The sequence below is a fragment of the Streptococcus mitis genome (assembly GCF_000722755.1).
Classification (GTDB): Bacteria; Bacillota; Bacilli; order Lactobacillales; family Streptococcaceae; genus Streptococcus; species Streptococcus mitis_CM.
Window position 1 is genome coordinate 14,664 of the sequence record NZ_JPFY01000008.1, and the last position, 20,062, is coordinate 34,725.

The following is a 20,062-nucleotide window of genomic DNA, read 5'->3' on the forward strand; positions in this document are numbered from 1 at the left end:
TTTTTGTAGCCAAAATCTGCAAGCCTTTTCAAAATATGCTATACTGATGAAAAAGGAGGATTTCTATGAGTCAAGAATTTATCAATCCAAGTGATGGTGTGATTCGTCAGTATCTCGCAACGAGTAAAACCCTTGCTGTAGTGGGGTTATCAGACCGTGAAGAAACAACTAGCAATCGAGTGACCAAGGAAATGCAGGCTCGGGGTTATAAAATCATCCCAGTCAATCCCAAGGCGGCAGGTGGTGAAATTTTGGGTGAAAAGGCTTATGCTAGCCTAGCAGAGATTCCTTTTCCTGTAGATATTGTTAATGTTTACCGTCGCAGTGAGTTTTTGCCAGATGTGGCGTGTGATTTTCTCAAGGCTGATGCCAAGATTTTTTGGGCACAGCTAGGACTTGAAAATCTAGAGGCGGAAGAAATCTTGCGTGCTGGTGGATGCGATGACATCGTGATGAATCGTTGCATCAAGAGAGAACATACACGCTTGATTGAGGAAGTATAAGAAAAAGGTAGCTGGTGGGCTACCTTTTGTGTTATACTCAATGAAAATCAAAGAGCAAACTAGCCGCAGGCTGCTCAAAACACTGTTTTGAGGTTGCAGATAGAACTGACGAAGTCAGTCACATACCTACGGCAAGGCGACGTTGACGTGGTTTGAAGAGATTTTCGCAGAGTATTAGAAAATGCCGATAAGGGTCTGCATACCAAGACTGGTGAGAATGATGGCTATCCAGCAGATGGCTCCGAGAACAATGGATTTTCCGCTGGATTTGACCATAGCGACCAGATTTGTTTTGAGTCCGATAGCACTCATGGCCATGATAATGAGGAATTTGGAAAGTCGTTTGAGTGGGGTAAAGAAACTACTGGACACACCGAGAGAGGTCAGTAGGGTGGTTAGGAGAGATGCGAGGATAAAGTAAAGGATAAAAAGTGGGAAGACTTTTTTCAGTTGTAAGCCTTGCTTATTTTTTTGCTCGCGACTTTGCCAGTAGGAGAGAAAGAGAGTGATGGGGATAATAGCTAGAGTACGTGTGAGTTTGACAATGGTTGCGGATTCGAGGGTATTGGTCTGATAGAGACTGTCCCAGGCGCTAGCTGTGGCTGTTACAGAGGAAGTATCATTGACCGCAGTTCCTGCAAAGAGGGCGAAGCCGTCATTGGATAGATGAAGCCAGGTTCCTAGCGTTGGAAAGATAAGTGCAGCAAGGACATTGAAGAAAAAGATAACGGAGATGGCTTGGGCTACTTCCTTTTCCTTAGCATGGATAACGGGCGCTGTCGCCGCAATGGCAGAACCCCCACAGATAGAAGAACCTACTCCAATCAAGGTAGCCAGTTTTGTGTCCAGTGCAAAGAAGCGCTGGAAGAGGTAGGCAACAATCAAGGCAATTGAAATGGTGGAAAGGATGACAGGGAGTGAAGATTGTCCGACTGCGAAGACTTGCGAGATATTGAGACCAAAACCAAGCAAGATAACGGCATACTGGAGCAATTTCTTGGAACTAAAGGTCAATCCAGCATCCAGTTGTTTATAAGGCGAGAGAAAGGGATGGAGAAGCATGCCTATGAAAATTGCAAAGACAGGCGCGCCAATAACAGGGAAGAATCCTCCTAAGTACCAAGATAGGATGGAAATGAGAAGGCAGGCCAAGATGCCTGCTCCATTTTTTGATAGAAATGACATAAAAACCTCCAAATAGAATCTGTTACCATTATAGACCTGTAAAGAGGAAAAGTAAAATAGAAAGTGGAAAGCTATTCTCTAATGTATTTTTGCGGTCGGGGGGCTTTTGTAGTATAATAGAGATACGTTTTGAAAGTAGGAGGTATCTATGGACTTAACTAAGCGCTTTAATAAACAGTTAGATAAGATTCAAGTTTCGTTGATTCGTCAGTTTGATCAAGCTATTTCGGAGATTCCTGGGATCTTGCGTTTGACCTTGGGGGAACCTGATTTTACAACGCCAGACCATGTCAAGGAGGCGGCCAAGCGAGCGATTGATCAGAACCAATCCTACTATACAGGGATGAGTGGCCTGCTGACTCTACGTCAGGCGGCCAGTGACTTTGTTAAGGAAAAGTACCAACTGGACTATGCTCCTGAAAATGAAATCTTGGTTACAATTGGGGCGACAGAGGCTTTATCTGCTACTTTGACTGCTATTTTGGAAGAGGGAGACAAGGTGCTCTTGCCAGCTCCTGCTTATCCGGGTTATGAACCAATTGTCAATCTAGTTGGGGCAGAGGTTGTCGAGATTGATACAAATGAAAATGGATTTGTCTTGACTCCTGAAATGTTGGAGAAGGCCATTTTGGAGCAGGGAGATAAGCTCAAGGCGGTTATTCTCAACTATCCAGCCAATCCGACAGGAATTACCTACAGTCGGGAACAATTGGAGGCCTTGGCAGCTGTTTTACGCAAGTACGAAATTTTTGTTGTCTGTGATGAGGTTTACTCAGAATTGACCTACACAGGCGAAGCCCATGTATCTCTGGGAACTATGTTGAGAGATCAGGCTATTATTATCAATGGTCTATCTAAATCACATGCCATGACAGGATGGCGTTTGGGACTGATTTTCGCTCCTGCAGCCTTTACAGCTCAGTTGATTAAGAGTCACCAGTACTTGGTGACTGCCGCAAATACCATGGCTCAACATGCTGCGGTAGAGGCCTTGACAGCTGGTAAAAACGATGCGGAACCTATGAAGAAGGAATACATCCAGCGTCGGGATTATATTATCGAGAAAATGACTGCTCTTGGTTTTGAGATTATCAAACCAGACGGTGCCTTCTATATCTTTGCTAAGATTCCAGCGGGTTACAATCAAGACTCCTTTGCCTTTCTGAAAGATTTTGCTCAGAAGAAGGCTGTTGCCTTTATCCCTGGTGCTGCCTTTGGGAGTTATGGAGAAGGTTATGTTCGCCTGTCTTATGCGGCTAGCATGGAGACTATCGAAGAAGCCATGAAACGACTTGAGGAGTACATGAGAGAAGCATGATTCAGTCTATCACGAGTCAAGGCTTGGTGCTCTACAATCGCAATTTTCGTGAGGATGACAAGTTAGTCAAGATTTTTACAGAGCAGGCTGGAAAGCGGATGTTTTTCGTCAAACACGCTGGTCAGTCTAAGCTGGCGCCGGTTATTCAGCCCTTGGTGCTGGCTCGATTTCTCTTACGAATCAATGATGACGGGCTTAGCTACATTGAGGACTATCATGAGGTGATGACCTTTCCCAAGATTAATAGTGACCTCTTTGTCATGGCCTATGCGACCTATGTAGCGGCTCTTGCAGATGCTAGTTTGCAGGACAATCAGCAGGATGCTCCCTTGTTTGCTTTTTTGCAAAAAACTTTGGAGTTGATGGAAGCTGGCTTGGATTATCAAGTCTTGACCAATATTTTCGAAATCCAAATCTTGACCCGATTTGGTATTAGTCTCAATTTTAATGAGTGTGTCTTTTGTCATCGGGTCGGTCAGGCTTTTGATTTTTCTTTCAAATATGGAGCCTGTCTCTGTCCAGATCATTATCATGAGGATGAGAGACGTTGCCATCTAAATCCCAATATCCCTTATCTGCTCAATCAATTTCAAGCTATTGATTTTGAGTCTTTGGAGACCATTTCGCTCAAGCCTGAAATCAAGCAAGAGTTACGCCAATTTATGGATCAACTCTACGAAGAGTACGTTGGGATTCACCTAAAATCAAAGAAATTTATTGATTCCCTAGCAGACTGGGGACAATTACTAAAAGAGGAAAAGAAATGAAAAAAATTGCAGTAGATGCTATGGGGGGAGATTACGCACCTCAGGCTATCGTTGAGGGAGTCAATCAAGCCCTAGCTGACTTTTCAGATATCGAGGTTCAACTCTATGGAGATGAAGATAAAATCAAGCAATATCTGACAGCGACAGAGCGCGTCAGCATTATCCATACGGATGAGAAGATTGATTCAGACGATGAACCTACGAGAGCTATTCGGAAGAAGAAAAATGCCAGTATGGTCTTGGCGGCCAAGGCTGTCAAAGAGGGTGAAGCAGATGCTGTTCTTTCCGCAGGAAATACAGGTGCTTTACTAGCAGCAGGATTTTTCATCGTGGGTCGTATCAAGAATATCGACCGACCAGGGCTTATGTCAACCTTGCCGACTATTGATGGGAAAGGTTTTGACATGCTAGACCTCGGTGCTAATGCGGAAAATACAGCCCAGCACCTCCATCAATACGCGGTTCTAGGATCCTTCTATGCTAAAAATGTTCGTGGAATTGCGCAACCACGTGTTGGCTTGCTCAATAACGGAACAGAGAGTAGTAAGGGCGACCCGCTTCGTAAGGAAACCTATGAATTACTGGTGGCTGATGAAAGTTTAAACTTTATCGGAAACGTGGAAGCGCGTGATTTGATGAATGGCGTTGCAGATGTTGTTGTGGCAGATGGTTTCACGGGAAACGCTGTGCTCAAATCCATTGAAGGGACAGCTATGGGAATCATGGGCTTGCTCAAGAACTCCATCACTGGTGGTGGTCTCCGAGCGAAACTAGGCGCCCTCCTTCTCAAGGACAGCCTCAGAGGTTTGAAAAAACAGCTCAACTACTCAGATGTTGGTGGAGCAGTCTTGTTTGGTGTCAAGGCACCGGTTGTCAAGACTCATGGCTCAAGCGATGCCAAGGCTGTTTATAGTACGATTCGCCAGATTCGTACCATGTTAGAAACAGACGTAGTTGTCAAGACTGCGCGTGAATTTTCAGGAGAATAAAAGAGATGACAGAAAAAGAAATTTTTGACCGTATTGTGACCATTATCCAAGAGCGACAGGGAGAAGACTTTGTCGTGACAGAATCCTTGAGTCTGAAAGACGACTTGGATGCTGACTCAGTTGATTTGATGGAGTTTATCTTGACACTGGAAGATGAATTTAATATCGAAATCAGCGATGAGGAAATTGACCAACTCCAAAGTGTAGGGGATGTGGTAGAAGTCGTCAAACGTAAAGAATAGCAAGAAGCAAGATAAGAGGAGTTGCATGTTGCTAAGAATGTATATAAATATCCTATTTGACAATTATCTACATTTTAATCTTTATAAATATATATTTTAGGCAGGGCGCTTGTTCTGCCTATTTTTTTGCCAAGAAAGTGCAGTTGAGGTATTTATTTGGAGTTTTACATATATTTTTGATAAAATAGTTATAGAAATTAGGAAAGTTGAAGAAAAGAAATGAAGAAGGTTGTAGGATATTTTTTAGTATTTGTTTTTCTATTTTTGATGAATATTTTCATCTTTAAGATACTAGCAACCCTGGGATTTCAGCTGACAATGAGTGAAAAGAGTTATATTGTACCACCGCTGTTTTCGATTATCGTTGTATATATGATTGACAAAAGAATTAGGAAGAAAAAGAAATAAATATATATTTTAGGTAGAATGTTTGTTCTACCTATTTTTTATCTTAAAAGTACAGTTGGGAGGGAGATAGGTGCATTTGGGAAGGAAGTCCAGTTTTTGTTTGGGGATTGGGGTAAGATAGTTGTTATCAGATGAGTTTAGGAAAAAGGAGATGAAGATGAAATTTGGGAAACGTCACTATCGTCCGCAGGTGGATCAGATGGACTGCGGTGTAGCTTCATTAGCCATGGTTTGTGGCTACTATGGTAGCTATTATTCTTTGGCTCACTTGCGAGAATTGGCCAAGACGACCATGGATGGGACGACGGCTTTGGGCTTGGTCAAGGTGGCAGAGGAGATTGGATTTGAGACGCGAGCTATCAAGGCAGATATGACGCTCTTTGACTTGCCAGATTTGACCTTTCCTTTTGTTGCCCATGTGCTTAAGGAAGGAAAATTGCTCCACTACTATGTGGTGACTGGGCAGGATAAGGATAGAATTCATATTGCCGATCCAGATCCCGGGGTGAAGTTGACTAAACTGCCACGTGAGCGTTTTGAGGAAGAATGGACAGGAGTGACTCTTTTTATGGCACCTAGTCCAGACTACAAGCCTCATAAGGATCAAAAGAATGGTCTGCTCTCTTTTATCCCTATATTAGTGAAGCAGCGTGGCTTGATTGCCAATATCGTTTTGGCAACACTCTTGGTAACCTTGATTAACATTGTGGGTTCTTATTATCTGCAGTCTATCATTGATACCTATGTGCCAGATCAGATGCGTTCGACGCTTGGGATTATTTCTATTGGGCTGGTTATCGTCTATATTCTCCAGCAAATCTTGTCTTACGCTCAGGAGTATCTCTTACTTGTTTTGGGGCAACGTTTATCGATTGATGTGATTTTGTCCTACATCAAGCATGTTTTTCACCTGCCTATGTCCTTTTTTGCGACACGTCGTACAGGGGAAATCGTGTCTCGTTTCACGGATGCTAACAGTATCATTGATGCGCTGGCTTCGACCATCCTTTCGATTTTCCTAGATGTATCAACGGTTGTCATTATTTCCCTTGTTTTATTTTCACAAAATACCAATCTCTTTTTCATGACTTTATTGGCGCTCCCTATCTACACAGTGATTATCTTTGCCTTTATGAAGCCGTTTGAAAAGATGAATCGGGATACCATGGAAGCCAATGCGGTTCTGTCTTCTTCTATCATTGAGGACATCAATGGTATTGAAACTATCAAGTCCTTGACCAGTGAAAGTCAGCGTTACCAAAAGATTGACAAGGAATTTGTGGATTATCTGAAAAAATCCTTTACCTATAGTCGAGCAGAGAGTCAGCAAAAGGCTCTGAAAAAGGTTGCCCATCTCTTGCTCAATGTCGGCATTCTCTGGATGGGGGCTGTTCTGGTCATGGATGGCAAGATGAGTTTGGGGCAGTTGATTACCTATAATACCTTGCTGGTTTACTTTACTAATCCTTTGGAGAATATCATCAACCTGCAAACTAAGCTTCAGACAGCGCAGGTTGCCAATAAACGTCTAAATGAGGTTTATCTGGTAGCTTCTGAGTTTGATGAGAAGAAAACAGTTGAGGATCTGAGCTTGATGAAGGGAGATATGACCTTCAAGCAGGTTCATTACAAGTATGGCTATGGTCGAGATGTCTTGTCAGATATCAATTTGACTATTCCCCAAGGCTCTAAGGTGGCTTTTGTGGGGATTTCGGGGTCAGGTAAGACGACCTTAGCTAAGATGATGGTTAATTTTTACGACCCAAGTCAAGGAGAGATTAGTCTGGGTGGTGTCAATCTCAATCAGATTGATAAAAAAGCCCTGCGCCAGTATATCAACTATCTGCCTCAACAGCCCTATGTCTTTAACGGAACGATTTTGGAGAATCTTCTCCTTGGAGCCAAGGAGGGGACGACACAGGAAGATATCTTACGGGCGGTCGAATTGGCAGAGATTCGGGAGGATATCGAGCGGATGCCACTGAATTACCAGACAGAATTGACTTCGGATGGAGCAGGGATTTCAGGTGGTCAACGTCAGAGAATCGCTCTGGCGCGTGCTCTCTTGACAGATGCGCCGGTCTTGATTTTGGATGAGGCAACTAGCAGTTTGGATATTTTGACAGAGAAGCGGATTGTCGATAATCTTATGGCTTTAGACAAGACCTTGATTTTCATTGCTCACCGCTTGAGCATTGCTGAGCGGACAGAGAAAGTTGTTGTCTTGGATCAGGGCAAGATTGTCGAAGAAGGAAAGCATGCTGATTTGCTTGCACAGGGTGGCTTTTACGCCCATTTGGTCAATAGCTAGAAAGAGGAGAGGATGAAACCAGAATTTTTAGAAAGTGCGGAGTTTTATAATCGTCGTTACCATAATTTTTCCAGTCGGGTGATTGTACCCATGTCCCTTCTGCTTGTGTTTTTGTTTGGCTTTGCAACTTTGGCAGAGAAGGAGATGAGTTTGTCTACTAGAGCTACTGTCGAGCCTAGTCGTATCCTTGCAAGTATCCAGTCAACTAGCAACAATCGCATTCTTGTCAATCATTTGGAAGAAAATAAGCTGGTTAAAAAGGGAGAACTGTTGGTTCAATATCAAGAAGGGGCAGAGGGTGTCCAAGCGGAGGCCTATGCTAGTCAGTTGGACATGCTTAAGGATCAAAAAAAGCAATTGGAGTATTTGCAAAAAAGTCTGCAAGAAGGGGAGAACCACTTTCCAGAGGAGGATAAATTTGGCTACCAAGCCACCTTTCGCGACTACATCAGTCAAGCAAGCAGTCTTAGGGCTAGTACATCGCAACAAAATGAGACCATCGCGTCCCAGAATGCAGCAGCTAGTCAAACCCAAGCTGAAATCGGCAACCTAATCAGCCAAACAGAGGCTAAAATTCGCGATTACCAGACAGCTAAGTCAGCTATTGAAACAGGTGCTTCCTTGGCCAGTCAGAATCTAGCCTACTCTCTCTACCAGTCTTATAAGTCTCAGGGCGAGGAAAATCCTCAAGCTAAATCTCAGGCTGTTGCGCAGGTTGAAGCACAGCTTTCTCAGTTAGAATCCAGTCTTGCTACTTACCGTGTCCAGTATGCAGGTTCAGGTACCCAGCAAGCCTATGCGTCAGGCTTAAGCAATCAATTAGAGTCCCTTAAATCCCAACATTTGGCTAAGGTCGGTCAGGAATTGACCCTTCTAGACCAGAAAATCTTGGAGGCAGAGTCAGGTAAGAAGGTACAGGGAAATCTTTTAGACAAGGGGAAAATTACGGCGAGTGAGGATGGGGTGCTTCATCTTAATCCTGAGATCAGTGATTCTACCATGGTAGCAGAAGGTACCCTACTAGCCCAACTCTATCCATCCTTGGAAAAAGAAGGGAAAGCCAAACTTACAGCTTATCTAAGTTCAAAAGATGTAGCAAGGATCAAGGTCGGTGATTCTGTTCGCTATACGACGACTCATGATGCCAAGAACCAACTTTTCCTAGATTCTACTATTACAAGCATCGATGCTACAGCTACTAAGACTGAAAAAGGGAATTTCTTTAAAATTGAGGCGGAGACTAATCTAACTTCTGAGCAGGTTGAAAAGCTTCGATATGGGGTGGAAGGTCGCCTGCAGATGATTACAGGTAAGAAAAGTTATCTGCGCTATTATTTGGATCAATTTTTGAACAAAGAGTAATGTTCGTGTTTTAGAGTTAAATGATTTTAAAACTGTGAGAAAGATGCTTCTTGCAGTTTTTTCTTTACGTTTTTTGAGATTATTGTTCTATTTATTCGGTTAAATTCTTGTAATTTTAGGTTTTTTATGGTAGAATGTGCTCAAGTAATACGAAAGGCGAACTTTAAAATGTCAAAACAATTGATCTATTCGGGAAAAGCTAAAGATATCTATACAACTGAGGATGAAAATCTTATTATTTCAACTTACAAGGACCAGGCGACTGCTTTCAATGGTGTTAAGAAGGAGCAGATTGCGGGCAAGGGAGTGTTGAATAATCAGATTTCATCTTTTATTTTTGAGAAATTAAATGCGGCTGGTGTGGAGACTCACTTTGTGGAGAAAATTTCAGACACGGAACAACTCAATAAAAAGGTGGAAATCATTCCTTTGGAAGTCGTGCTACGCAACTACACGGCTGGTTCCTTTTCAAAACGTTTTGGCGTAGACGAAGGAATCGCATTTGAGACTCCGATTGTTGAATTTTACTACAAAAATGATGATTTGGATGATCCATTCATCAATGATGAGCATGTGAAATTCCTACAGATTGCGGATGACCAGCAGATTTCCTACTTGAAGGAAGAAACTCGTCGAATCAATGAACTTTTGAAGGCCTGGTTTGCTGAGATTGGGCTTAAGTTGATTGACTTTAAGCTAGAGTTCGGTTTTGATAAGGATGGCAAGATTATCTTGGCAGACGAATTTTCACCAGATAACTGCCGCTTGTGGGATGCGGATGGCAACCACATGGATAAGGATGTTTTCCGTAGAGGATTGGGAGAACTAACAGACGTTTATGAGATTGTTTGGGAAAAGTTGCAGGAATTGAAATAACAACCTCAAGGTCGTTGGGGATATTGCAAGAGCTGAAATAAAGGAATAAGAATTGATGGATAAACGTATTTTTGTTGAAAAAAAGGCTGATTTTCAGGTCAAATCAGAGAGTTTGGTTAGAGAACTCCAGCATAACTTGGGACTTTCAAGCTTGAAAAGTATTCGTATTGTGCAAGTGTATGATGTCTTTAACTTGGCTAAGGACCTGTTTGCGCCTGCAGAGAAACACATCTTCTCTGAGCAGGTGACAGACCACGTCTTGGACGAAGCGGCTGTGCAGGCGGATCTTGCTAACTATGCTTTCTTTGCCATTGAAAGCCTGCCAGGTCAATTTGACCAGCGTGCGGCTTCTTCGCAGGAAGCCTTGCTTTTACTAGGAAGTTCGAATGATGTAACGGTTAATACAGCCCAACTTTACTTGGTCAATAAAGATATTGATGCGACTGAGTTGGAAGCGGTCAAGAACTACTTGCTCAACCCAGTTGATTCTCGTTTCAAGGACATCACGACAGGAATTGCTAAGCAAGAATTTTCAGAGTCAGACAAGACCATTCCTAAATTGACTTTCTTTGAAAGCTATACGGCAGAAGACTTTGCTCGCTACAAGGCCGAGCAAGGGATGGCCATGGAAGTGGATGATTTGCTCTTTATCCAAGACTACTTTAAGTCAATCGGGCGCGTGCCGACGGAGACGGAACTCAAGGTTTTGGACACTTACTGGTCTGACCACTGTCGTCACACGACTTTTGAGACAGAGTTGAAAAACATCGACTTTTCAGCTTCTAAATTCCAAAAACAATTGCAGTCAACCTATGATAAATATATCGCTCTGCGTGATGAGTTGGGACGTACGGAAAAACCGCAAACCTTGATGGATATGGCCACTATTTTCGGTCGTTATGAGCGTGCCAATGGACGTTTGGACGACATGGAGGTGTCTGATGAAATAAACGCCTGCTCAGTCGAAATTGAAGTGGACGTTGATGGTGTGAAAGAGCCATGGCTCCTCATGTTTAAAAATGAAACCCACAACCACCCAACGGAAATTGAGCCATTTGGTGGAGCGGCTACTTGTATTGGTGGAGCCATTCGTGACCCATTATCAGGTCGCTCATATGTCTACCAAGCTATGCGTATCTCAGGTGCAGGTGATATTACAGCACCAATCTCTGAAACGCGTGCTGGTAAATTGCCACAACAGGTCATTTCTAAGACAGCTGCTCATGGTTATTCTTCTTACGGAAACCAGATTGGGCTTGCAACAACCTACGTTCGTGAGTACTTCCACCCAGGCTTTGTTGCTAAACGCATGGAGCTAGGTGCTGTTGTCGGAGCGGCTCCTAAGGGCAATGTCGTCCGTGAAAAACCGGAAGCGGGAGATGTGATTATTCTCCTTGGAGGTAAGACTGGACGTGATGGTGTCGGTGGTGCGACAGGTTCTTCTAAGGTTCAAACGGTTGAGTCTGTAGAAACTGCTGGAGCTGAAGTTCAAAAAGGGAATGCTATCGAAGAACGCAAGATTCAACGTCTGTTCCGTAATGGTGATGTCACTCGTCTTATCAAGAAATCTAATGACTTTGGTGCTGGTGGTGTCTGTGTGGCTATCGGTGAATTGGCAGACGGTCTTGAAATCGACCTCAACAAGGTTCCTCTTAAATACCAAGGCTTGAATGGTACCGAAATTGCCATCTCTGAATCACAAGAACGGATGGCTGTGGTGGTTCGTCCTGAAGATGTGGATGCCTTCGTTGCGGAATGTAACAAAGAGAATATTGATGCTGTTGTTGTTGCGACAGTAACTGAAAAACCAAATCTTGTCATGCACTGGAATGGTGAGACAATCGTGGACTTGGAGCGTCGTTTCCTTGATGCAAACGGTGTGCGCGTGGTCGTCAATGCTAAGGTTGTGGACAAGGATGTCAAGCTCCCAGAAGAGCGCACAACAAACTCTGATACACTTGAAGCTGATACCCTTGCGGTTCTATCTGATTTGAATCATGCGAGTCAAAAAGGATTACAGACTATCTTTGACTGCTCTGTTGGACGTTCTACGGTTAATCACCCACTTGGTGGTCGCTACCAACTTACACCAACCGAGGCTTCTGTGCAGAAATTACCAGTTCAACACGGTGTGACTCATACTGCGTCTGTTATGGCTCAAGGATTCAACCCATATGTAGCTGAATGGTCTCCATACCACGGTGCTGCCTATGCTGTGATCGAAGCAACTGCTCGTTTGGTTGCTGCTGGTGCCAGCTGGTCTAAGGCTCGCTTCTCTTACCAAGAGTACTTCGAGCGGATGGACAAACAAGCCGAGCGTTTTGGTCAGCCAGTAGCAGCTCTTCTAGGCTCTATCGAAGCTCAGATTCAGCTTGGTTTGCCATCTATCGGTGGTAAGGACTCTATGTCTGGTACTTTTGAAGAATTGACAGTGCCACCAACCTTGGTAGCCTTTGGGGTGACGACGGCAGATAGCCGTAAGGTCCTCTCTCCAGAGTTCAAAACTGCTGGTGAAAATATCTATTACATCCCAGGTCAAGCTCTTGCTGCAGAGATTGATTTTGATTTGATTAAGTCTAATTTTGCTCAGTTTGAAGACATCCAAGCTGGTCACAAAGTGACATCTGCATCAGCTGTCAAATATGGTGGTGTGGTTGAAAGTTTGGCACTTGCTACCTTTGGAAATCATATTGGTGCAGAGGTAATCTTGCCTGAACCTGAAACTGCTTTGACAGCTCAATTAGGCGGATTTGTCTTCACATCTCCTGAAGAAATTGCTGGAGTAGAGAAAATCGGTCAAACAAGTGCAGACTTTACACTTCTTGTCAACGGTGTGAAGCTAGATGGACAGAAACTTGACAGTGCCTTCCAAGGAAAATTGGAAGAAGTTTACCCAACAGAATTTACTCAAGCGAAAGAACTGGCTGAAGTACCAGCTGTTGCATCAGATGTTGTGATTAATGCCAAAGAAAAGGTTGAAAAACCTGTGGTTTATATCCCAGTCTTTCCAGGAACCAACTCAGAATATGACTCAGCTAAGGCATTTGAAAAAGAAGGTGCAGAGATCAACTTGGTGCCATTTGTGACCTTGAATGAAGAAGCTATTGTCAAGTCAGTCGAAACCATGGTTGACAACATCGGCAAGGCTAACATTCTCTTTTTTGCCGGTGGATTCTCGGCTGCGGATGAACCAGATGGTTCAGCTAAGTTTATCGTCAACATCCTGCTCAATGAAAAAGTGCGTGCAGCTATTGATAGCTTTATCGCCCGTGGTGGATTGATTATTGGTATCTGTAATGGATTCCAGGCCTTGGTCAAATCAGGTCTTCTTCCATACGGAAACTTCGAGGGCGCCAATAGTACTAGCCCAACCCTCTTCTACAATGATGCCAACCAACACGTGGCCAAGATGGTAGAAACTCGCATTGCCAATACTAACTCACCATGGCTTGCTGGAGTGCAAGTGGGCGATATCCACGCTATTCCTGTTTCGCACGGTGAAGGGAAGTTTGTCGTGACGGCTGAGGAATTTGCGGAGCTCCGTGACAATGGCCAAATTTTCAGCCAATACGTTGACTTTGATGGCAAGCCAAGCATGGATTCTAAGTATAATCCAAATGGTTCTATCCATGCCATTGAAGGAATTACCAGCAAGAACGGCCAAATCATCGGTAAGATGGGACACTCAGAACGTTATGAAGATGGTCTTTTCCAAAATATCCCAGGAAATAAAGACCAGCACCTGTTCGCGTCAGCGGTTAAATATTTCACTGGAAAATAAGATTTGTGGTTTTTCCAGTAGACAATATCAGTAATGTAAAAGTCATGTAGATTTAGCTCTTGGTGCTACACAAATAAAAATTAGGTATATAAAATGACATACGAAGTAAAATCTCTTAATGAAGAATGTGGTGTTTTCGGTATCTGGGGACATCCAGATGCTGCTAAATTGACCTATTTTGGGCTCCACAGTCTTCAGCACCGTGGTCAAGAGGGGGCAGGAATCCTCTCCAATGATCAGGGACAATTGAAGCGCCATCGTGACATGGGGCTTTTATCAGAAGTCTTCAGAAATCCTGCTAACTTAGATAAATTGACAGGAACTGGTGCGATTGGGCATGTGCGTTATGCGACTGCTGGCGAAGCTTCTGTAGATAATATCCAGCCTTTCCTCTTCCGTTTTCACGATATGCAGTTTGGCTTGGCTCATAATGGGAATCTGACCAATGCAGCCTCTCTCAAGAAAGAACTGGAACAAAGAGGCGCGATTTTCAGCGCGACTTCGGACTCGGAAATCTTGGCTCACCTCATTCGTCGCAGCCATAATCCGAACTTGATGGGCAAAATCAAGGAGGCGCTCAGCCTAGTTAAAGGTGGTTTTGCCTATATCTTGCTGTTTGAGGATAAGTTAATTGCGGCTCTTGACCCAAATGGTTTCCGTCCCCTTTCTATCGGGAAAATGGCCAACGGAGCAGTGGTTGTTTCCTCTGAAACCTGTGCTTTTGAGGTTATTGGTGCTGAATGGATTCGTGATTTGAAGCCAGGTGAGATTGTGATCATTGATGACAAGGGCATCCAGTATGATAGCTATACAGATGATACTCAGTTAGCAATCTGTTCTATGGAGTATATCTATTTTGCCCGCCCTGATTCTAATATTCATGGTGTCAATGTCCATACGGCTCGTAAACGTATGGGTGCCCAATTGGCGCGTGAATTCAAGCACGAGGCGGATATCGTGGTCGGTGTGCCCAATTCTTCCCTCAGCGCGGCTATGGGATTTGCGGAAGAGTCCGGGCTACCAAATGAAATGGGTCTCATTAAGAACCAATACACGCAACGGACCTTTATTCAACCGACTCAAGAATTGCGGGAGCAAGGGGTGCGGATGAAATTGTCTGCAGTTTCTGGTGTTGTCAAAGGCAAGCGTGTTGTTATGATTGATGACTCTATTGTACGTGGAACAACCTCTCGTCGTATCGTTCAGCTCTTGAAAGAAGCGGGCGCAACTGAGGTTCATGTTGCCATTGGTAGTCCAGCGCTAGCTTATCCATGTTTCTACGGGATTGATATCCAGACACGTCAGGAGCTGATTGCGGCTAATCATACGGTCGAAGAAACTCGCCAAATCATTGGTGCGGACAGTCTGACTTATCTTTCTGTCGAGGGGTTGATTGAGTCAATTGGTATTGAAACCGATGCGCCAAATGGCGGTCTCTGTGTCGCTTATTTTGACGGTGACTACCCAACGCCTCTCTATGACTACGAAGAAGACTATCGTCGAAGTTTGGAAGAAAAAACCAGTTTTTACAAGTGAGTTACTGAGATTCTCCATTAAAGAAAAGGAATAAAGAAATGACAAATAAGAATGCGTACGCCCAATCTGGTGTGGATGTTGAAGCGGGTTATGAAGTTGTTGAACGGATTAAAAAGCACGTAGCTCGTACGGAGCGTGCAGGTGTCATGGGAGCTCTTGGTGGCTTTGGTGGTATGTTTGACCTTTCAAAGACTGGGGTTAAAGAGCCTGTCTTGATTTCAGGAACTGACGGTGTCGGAACCAAGCTCATGCTGGCTATCAAGTACGACAAGCACGATACCATCGGTCAGGACTGTGTGGCCATGTGTGTCAACGATATCATTGCTGCAGGTGCGGAGCCCCTCTATTTCCTCGACTATGTGGCTACAGGGAAGAATGAACCAGCTAAGCTAGAACAAGTTGTCGCTGGTGTGGCAGAAGGTTGTGTGCAGGCAGGCGCAGCCCTCATTGGTGGGGAAACGGCTGAAATGCCTGGCATGTATGGCGAAGATGACTATGACTTGGCTGGTTTTGCGGTCGGTGTGGCTGAAAAATCTCAAATCATTGACGGTTCAAAGGTGGCAGAAGGAGATGTCCTTCTTGGACTTGCTTCAAGTGGGATTCACTCCAATGGTTACTCTCTTGTTCGTCGTGTCTTTGCCGACTACACAGGTGAGGAAATCTTGCCAGAATTGGAAGGCAAGCAACTCAAGGAAGTTCTTCTTGAGCCGACTCGTATCTATGTCAAGGCTGTCTTACCACTCATCAAGGAAGGGTTGGTCAATGGCATTGCCCACATCACTGGTGGTGGCTTTATCGAAAATGTCCCTCGTATGTTTGTAGCTGACTTGGCTGCTGAGATTGAGGAAGACAAGGTTCCAGTTTTACCGATTTTCAAAGCCCTTGAAAAATATGGTCAGATCAAACACGAAGAAATGTTTGAAATCTTCAATATGGGTGTGGGACTTATGCTAGCAGTTAGCCCTGAAAATGTAAGTCGTGTCAAGGAATTGTTGGATGAACCAGTCTATGAAATTGGTCGTATCGTCAAGAAAGAAAACGAAAGTGTCATCATCAAATGAAAAAAATAGCGGTTTTTGCCTCTGGTAATGGCTCAAATTTTCAGGTGATAGCGGAACAATTTCCAGTAGAGTTTGTCTTTTCAGACCATCGTGACGCCTATGTGCTCGAACGTGCAGACAAGCTCGGCGTTCTGTCCTATGCTTTTGAACTCAAGGAGTTTGAGAGCAAGGCAGACTACGAAGCAGCACTTGTTGAGCTATTAGAAGAGCACCAGATTGACTTGGTTTGCCTAGCTGGCTATATGAAAATCGTTGGGCCAACCTTATTTGCAGCCTATGAAGGCCGAATCATCAACATTCATCCAGCCTACCTGCCAGAATTTCCAGGAGCTCATGGGATTGAGGATTCTTGGAATGCTGGCGTTGCTGAGAGCGGCGTGACCATTCACTGGGTGGACTCTGGAGTGGATACAGGAAAGGTCATCAAACAAGTACGTGTGCCACGGCTGGCTGATGATACGATTGCCAGTTTTGAAGCTCGGATTCATGAGGCAGAGTACAAGTTGTATCCGGAAGTTATTAGAGAATTGTTGGACAAGTAAATGAAAAAATGGTTGGAAACACTTGCCTTGATTGCCTTGGTAATCATTCTACGTTTACTAGTAAATTTTTTGTTCCCAGAGATTCCCTATTGGGGGAGATTTTTACTGACAGTAATTTTGGGAGTCTTGGTAATCGTCTCCCTACACTTTATGAATCGAAAAATTCGTAGGTAGAGAGTTTGAAAATGAAAGGAAAAAACATGACTAAACGCGCCTTAATCAGCGTCTCAGACAAAGCGGGCATTGTTGAATTTGCCCAAGAACTAAAAAAACTTGGTTGGGATACTATCTCGACAGGTGGGACAAAGGTTGCCCTTGATAATGCTGGGGTAGACACCATTGCTATCGATGATGTGACTGGTTTTCCAGAGATGATGGATGGTCGTGTCAAGACCCTTCACCCAAATATCCACGGTGGGCTCCTTGCTCGTCGCGACTTAGATAGCCATTTAGAAGCGGCTAAGGACAATAATATCGAATTGATCGACCTTGTTGTGGTCAACCTTTACCCATTCAAGGAAACCATTCTTAAACCAGACGTGACTTATGCGAATGCCGTTGAAAACATCGATATCGGTGGTCCATCAATGCTTCGTTCAGCAGCGAAGAACCACGCCAGCGTAACAGTTGTGGTAGATCCAGCTGACTATGTTGTGGTTCTTGACGAATTGTCAGCAAACGGCGAAACGACTTACGAAACGCGTCAACGTTTGGCAGCCAAAGTATTTCGTCACACAGCGGCTTATGACGCCTTGATTGCAGAGTATTTCACAGCTCAAGTGGGTGAAAGCAAGCCTGAAAAGTTGACCTTGACTTATGACCTCAAGCAAGCCATGCGTTACGGTGAGAACCCTCAACAAGACGCGGATTTCTACCAAAAAGCTTTGCCGACTGACTACTCGATTGCTTCAGCAAAACAGCTCAACGGGAAAGAATTATCATTCAATAACATCCGTGATGCTGACGCTGCCATTTGTATCATCCGTGACTTCAAAGACCGTCCAACCGTTGTGGCTCTCAAACACATGAACCCATGTGGAATCGGTCAGGCTGATGACATAGAGACTGCTTGGGACTACGCTTATGAGTCTGACCCAGTGTCTATCTTTGGTGGTATCGTTGTTCTTAACCGTGAGGTGAATGCTGCGACAGCTGAGAAGATGCATGGTGTTTTCCTTGAAATCATTATTGCACCAAGCTATACGGATGAAGCGTTAGCCATTTTGACTAACAAAAAGAAAAACTTGCGTATCCTTGCCTTGCCATTCAACGCTCAAGATGCCAGCGAAGTGGAAGCAGAATACACAGGTGTGGTTGGTGGACTTCTTGTGCAAAATCAAGACGTGGTGAAAGAAAGCCCAGCTGACTGGCAAGTGGTGACCAAACGCCAGCCAACTGAGACAGAGGCGACTGCCCTTGAGTTCGCTTGGAAGGCTATCAAGTACGTCAAATCAAACGGAATCATCATAACCAATGACCACATGACACTCGGTGTTGGCCCAGGGCAAACTAACCGTGTAGCTTCCGTACGTATTGCGATTGACCAAGCTAAAGACCGTCTTGACGGTGCTGTCCTTGCTTCCGATGCCTTCTTCCCATTTGCGGATAATGTGGAAGAAATCGCAAAAGCAGGTATCAAGGCCATCATCCAGCCAGGTGGGTCCGTCCGTGACCAAGAGTCTATCGAAGCTGCGGATAAATACGGCTTGACCATGGTCTTCACAGGAGTGAGACATTTTAGACATTAAGAATGTAAAGGGAAGAAAAAGTTTCTTTCCTTTTTTGCGTAAAAACGCGGAGTGAAACAAGATTAAAACGAACGTTTGTGGTATAATATTAGTAAATAATTCGCAAAAGAGGTTGAGAGATGAAGCTGTTAGTTGTAGGTTCTGGTGGTCGTGAACATGCGATTGCTAAGAAGTTATTGGAGTCTAAAGACGTTGAGCAAGTTTTTGTGGCACCTGGGAATGACGGGATGACCTTAGATGGACTTGATTTGGTAAATATATCTATTTCCGAACATTCTAAGTTAATTGAATTTGCAAAGGTCAACGATATCGCTTGGACCTTCATTGGGCCGGATGATGCTCTTGCCGCCGGAATAGTGGATGATTTCAATGCAGCAGGCCTCAAGGCTTTTGGTCCGACTAGGGCTGCAGCGGAGTTGGAATGGTCCAAGGATTTTGCTAAGGAAATAATGGTCAAATACGACGTTCCGACAGCAACCTATGGTACATTTTCAGATTTCGAGGAGGCCAAGGCCTACATCGAAAAGCAGGGAGCGCCTATCGTCGTCAAAGCGGACGGATTGGCGCTCGGGAAAGGCGTCGTCGTTGCTGAGACGGTTGATCAAGCGGTCGAAGCCGCTCATGAGATACTCTTGGACAATAAATTCGGTGACTCAGGTGCGCGTGTGGTTATCGAGGAATTTCTTGATGGGGAGGAGTTCTCTCTCTTTGCCTTTGTCAATGGCAATAAGTTCTACATCATGCCGACAGCTCAGGACCACAAACGTGCATACGATGGCGACAAGGGTCCTAACACGGGTGGTATGGGTGCCTATGCGCCAGTTCCACACTTGCCACAGAGTGTGGTTGATACAGCGGTTGACACGATTGTCAAGCCAGTCCTCGAAGGGATGATTAAAGAAGGTCGCCCTTATCTGGGAGTTCTTTACGCAGGGCTTATCTTGACAGCTGATGGACCTAAGGTCATCGAGTTTAATGCTCGCTTCGGAGATCCTGAAACGCAAATCATCTTGCCTCGTTTAACATCTGACTTTGCACAAAATATTACGGATATCCTCGATGGCAAGGAGCCAAACATCATCTGGACGGACAAGGGTGTGACTCTGGGTGTGGTTGTCGCATCCAACGGTTATCCGTTAGACTATGAAAAAGGTGTCAAGTTGCCAGCCAAGACAGAAGGCGACATTATCACCTATTATGCAGGGGCTAAGTTTGCGGAAAATAGCAGAGCACTGCTTTCAAACGGCGGACGTGTCTATATGCTCGTCACCACAGCAGAAACTGTCAAAGAAACTCAAGATACCATCTACAGCGAACTTAACAAACAAAACACAGAAGGCCTCTTTTACCGAACAGATATCGGAAGTAAGGCGATAAAAGATTAACAGATACTAAATTTGTCAATGGCGAGCGAAAGCGAGCTAATATAGAAC

General features: G+C 44.3%; 16 protein-coding genes. 15 read left to right on the forward strand and 1 reads right to left on the reverse strand.

What is annotated here, in order from left to right:
- The first annotated feature begins 65 nt into the window (after positions 1-65).
- Positions 66-503, forward strand: a complete 438-nt coding sequence (locus SK578_RS00355) for a CoA-binding protein (protein ID WP_042749741.1) — start codon at positions 66-68, stop codon at positions 501-503.
- A gap of 174 nt (positions 504-677) precedes the next feature.
- Here the strand turns inward: SK578_RS00355 and SK578_RS00365 are convergent, their stop codons facing one another.
- Positions 678-1,688, reverse strand: coding sequence for a YeiH family protein (locus tag SK578_RS00365; RefSeq protein ID WP_042749743.1), 1,011 nt, complete (start codon positions 1,686-1,688; stop codon positions 678-680).
- Positions 1,689-1,836: 148 nt separating this feature from the next.
- On the opposite strand from SK578_RS00365, the gene SK578_RS00370 reads away from it, so the two are divergent.
- The 14 genes from SK578_RS00370 to purD all read left to right on the forward strand — a co-directional run bounded on the left by SK578_RS00370 (position 1,837) and on the right by purD (position 20,014).
- Positions 1,837-3,006, forward strand: a complete 1,170-nt coding sequence (locus SK578_RS00370) for a pyridoxal phosphate-dependent aminotransferase (protein ID WP_042749745.1) — start codon at positions 1,837-1,839, stop codon at positions 3,004-3,006.
- On the forward strand, positions 3,003-3,773 hold the full coding sequence (gene recO / locus SK578_RS00375; protein ID WP_042749746.1) for a DNA repair protein RecO: 771 nt from the start codon (positions 3,003-3,005) through the stop codon (positions 3,771-3,773). The genes SK578_RS00370 and recO overlap by 4 nt, the downstream gene beginning before the upstream one ends.
- On the forward strand, positions 3,770-4,762 hold the full coding sequence (gene plsX, locus SK578_RS00380) for a phosphate acyltransferase PlsX (protein WP_042749748.1): 993 nt from the start codon (positions 3,770-3,772) through the stop codon (positions 4,760-4,762). Before recO ends, plsX begins: the two co-directional genes overlap by 4 nt.
- A 5-nt stretch (positions 4,763-4,767) precedes the next feature.
- Entirely contained in the window at positions 4,768-5,004 is a 237-nt protein-coding gene (locus tag SK578_RS00385; RefSeq protein WP_004269958.1) for an acyl carrier protein, read from the forward strand.
- A gap of 219 nt (positions 5,005-5,223) precedes the next feature.
- A complete protein-coding gene (locus tag SK578_RS11125; RefSeq protein ID WP_004269957.1) occupies positions 5,224-5,412 on the forward strand; it encodes a hypothetical protein in 189 nt (62 codons plus the stop codon).
- 157 nt (positions 5,413-5,569) lie between these two features.
- Positions 5,570-7,723: a peptide cleavage/export ABC transporter ComA gene (gene comA / locus SK578_RS00395; protein ID WP_042749750.1), complete on the forward strand. Its 2,154-nt coding sequence runs from the start codon at positions 5,570-5,572 to the stop codon at positions 7,721-7,723.
- Positions 7,724-7,735: 12 nt separating this feature from the next.
- Positions 7,736-9,085 (forward strand): competence pheromone export protein ComB, encoded by a 1,350-nt coding sequence (comB, locus tag SK578_RS00400; protein WP_042749752.1) that lies wholly within the window; start codon positions 7,736-7,738, stop codon positions 9,083-9,085.
- Between the two features lie 168 nt (positions 9,086-9,253).
- The gene (gene purC, locus SK578_RS00405) at positions 9,254-9,961 is read left to right on the forward strand and encodes a phosphoribosylaminoimidazolesuccinocarboxamide synthase (RefSeq protein ID WP_042749755.1); all 708 of its coding nucleotides are present in this window, start codon (positions 9,254-9,256) and stop codon (positions 9,959-9,961) included.
- Between the two features lie 55 nt (positions 9,962-10,016).
- On the forward strand, positions 10,017-13,742 hold the full coding sequence (locus tag SK578_RS00410; RefSeq protein ID WP_042749757.1) for a phosphoribosylformylglycinamidine synthase: 3,726 nt from the start codon (positions 10,017-10,019) through the stop codon (positions 13,740-13,742).
- 93 nt (positions 13,743-13,835) lie between these two features.
- Entirely contained in the window at positions 13,836-15,278 is a 1,443-nt protein-coding gene (purF, locus tag SK578_RS00415; protein WP_042749759.1) for an amidophosphoribosyltransferase, read from the forward strand.
- Between the two features lie 38 nt (positions 15,279-15,316).
- Positions 15,317-16,339 (forward strand): phosphoribosylformylglycinamidine cyclo-ligase, encoded by a 1,023-nt coding sequence (purM, locus tag SK578_RS00420; RefSeq protein WP_042749760.1) that lies wholly within the window; start codon positions 15,317-15,319, stop codon positions 16,337-16,339.
- Positions 16,336-16,881, forward strand: coding sequence for a phosphoribosylglycinamide formyltransferase (purN, locus tag SK578_RS00425; protein WP_042749762.1), 546 nt, complete (start codon positions 16,336-16,338; stop codon positions 16,879-16,881). Before purM ends, purN begins: the two co-directional genes overlap by 4 nt.
- A 200-nt stretch (positions 16,882-17,081) precedes the next feature.
- Positions 17,082-18,629: a bifunctional phosphoribosylaminoimidazolecarboxamide formyltransferase/IMP cyclohydrolase gene (gene purH / locus SK578_RS00430; protein ID WP_042749902.1), complete on the forward strand. Its 1,548-nt coding sequence runs from the start codon at positions 17,082-17,084 to the stop codon at positions 18,627-18,629.
- 119 nt (positions 18,630-18,748) lie between these two features.
- Positions 18,749-20,014 (forward strand): phosphoribosylamine--glycine ligase, encoded by a 1,266-nt coding sequence (purD, locus tag SK578_RS00435; protein ID WP_042749764.1) that lies wholly within the window; start codon positions 18,749-18,751, stop codon positions 20,012-20,014.
- Positions 20,015-20,062 lie beyond the last annotated feature (48 nt).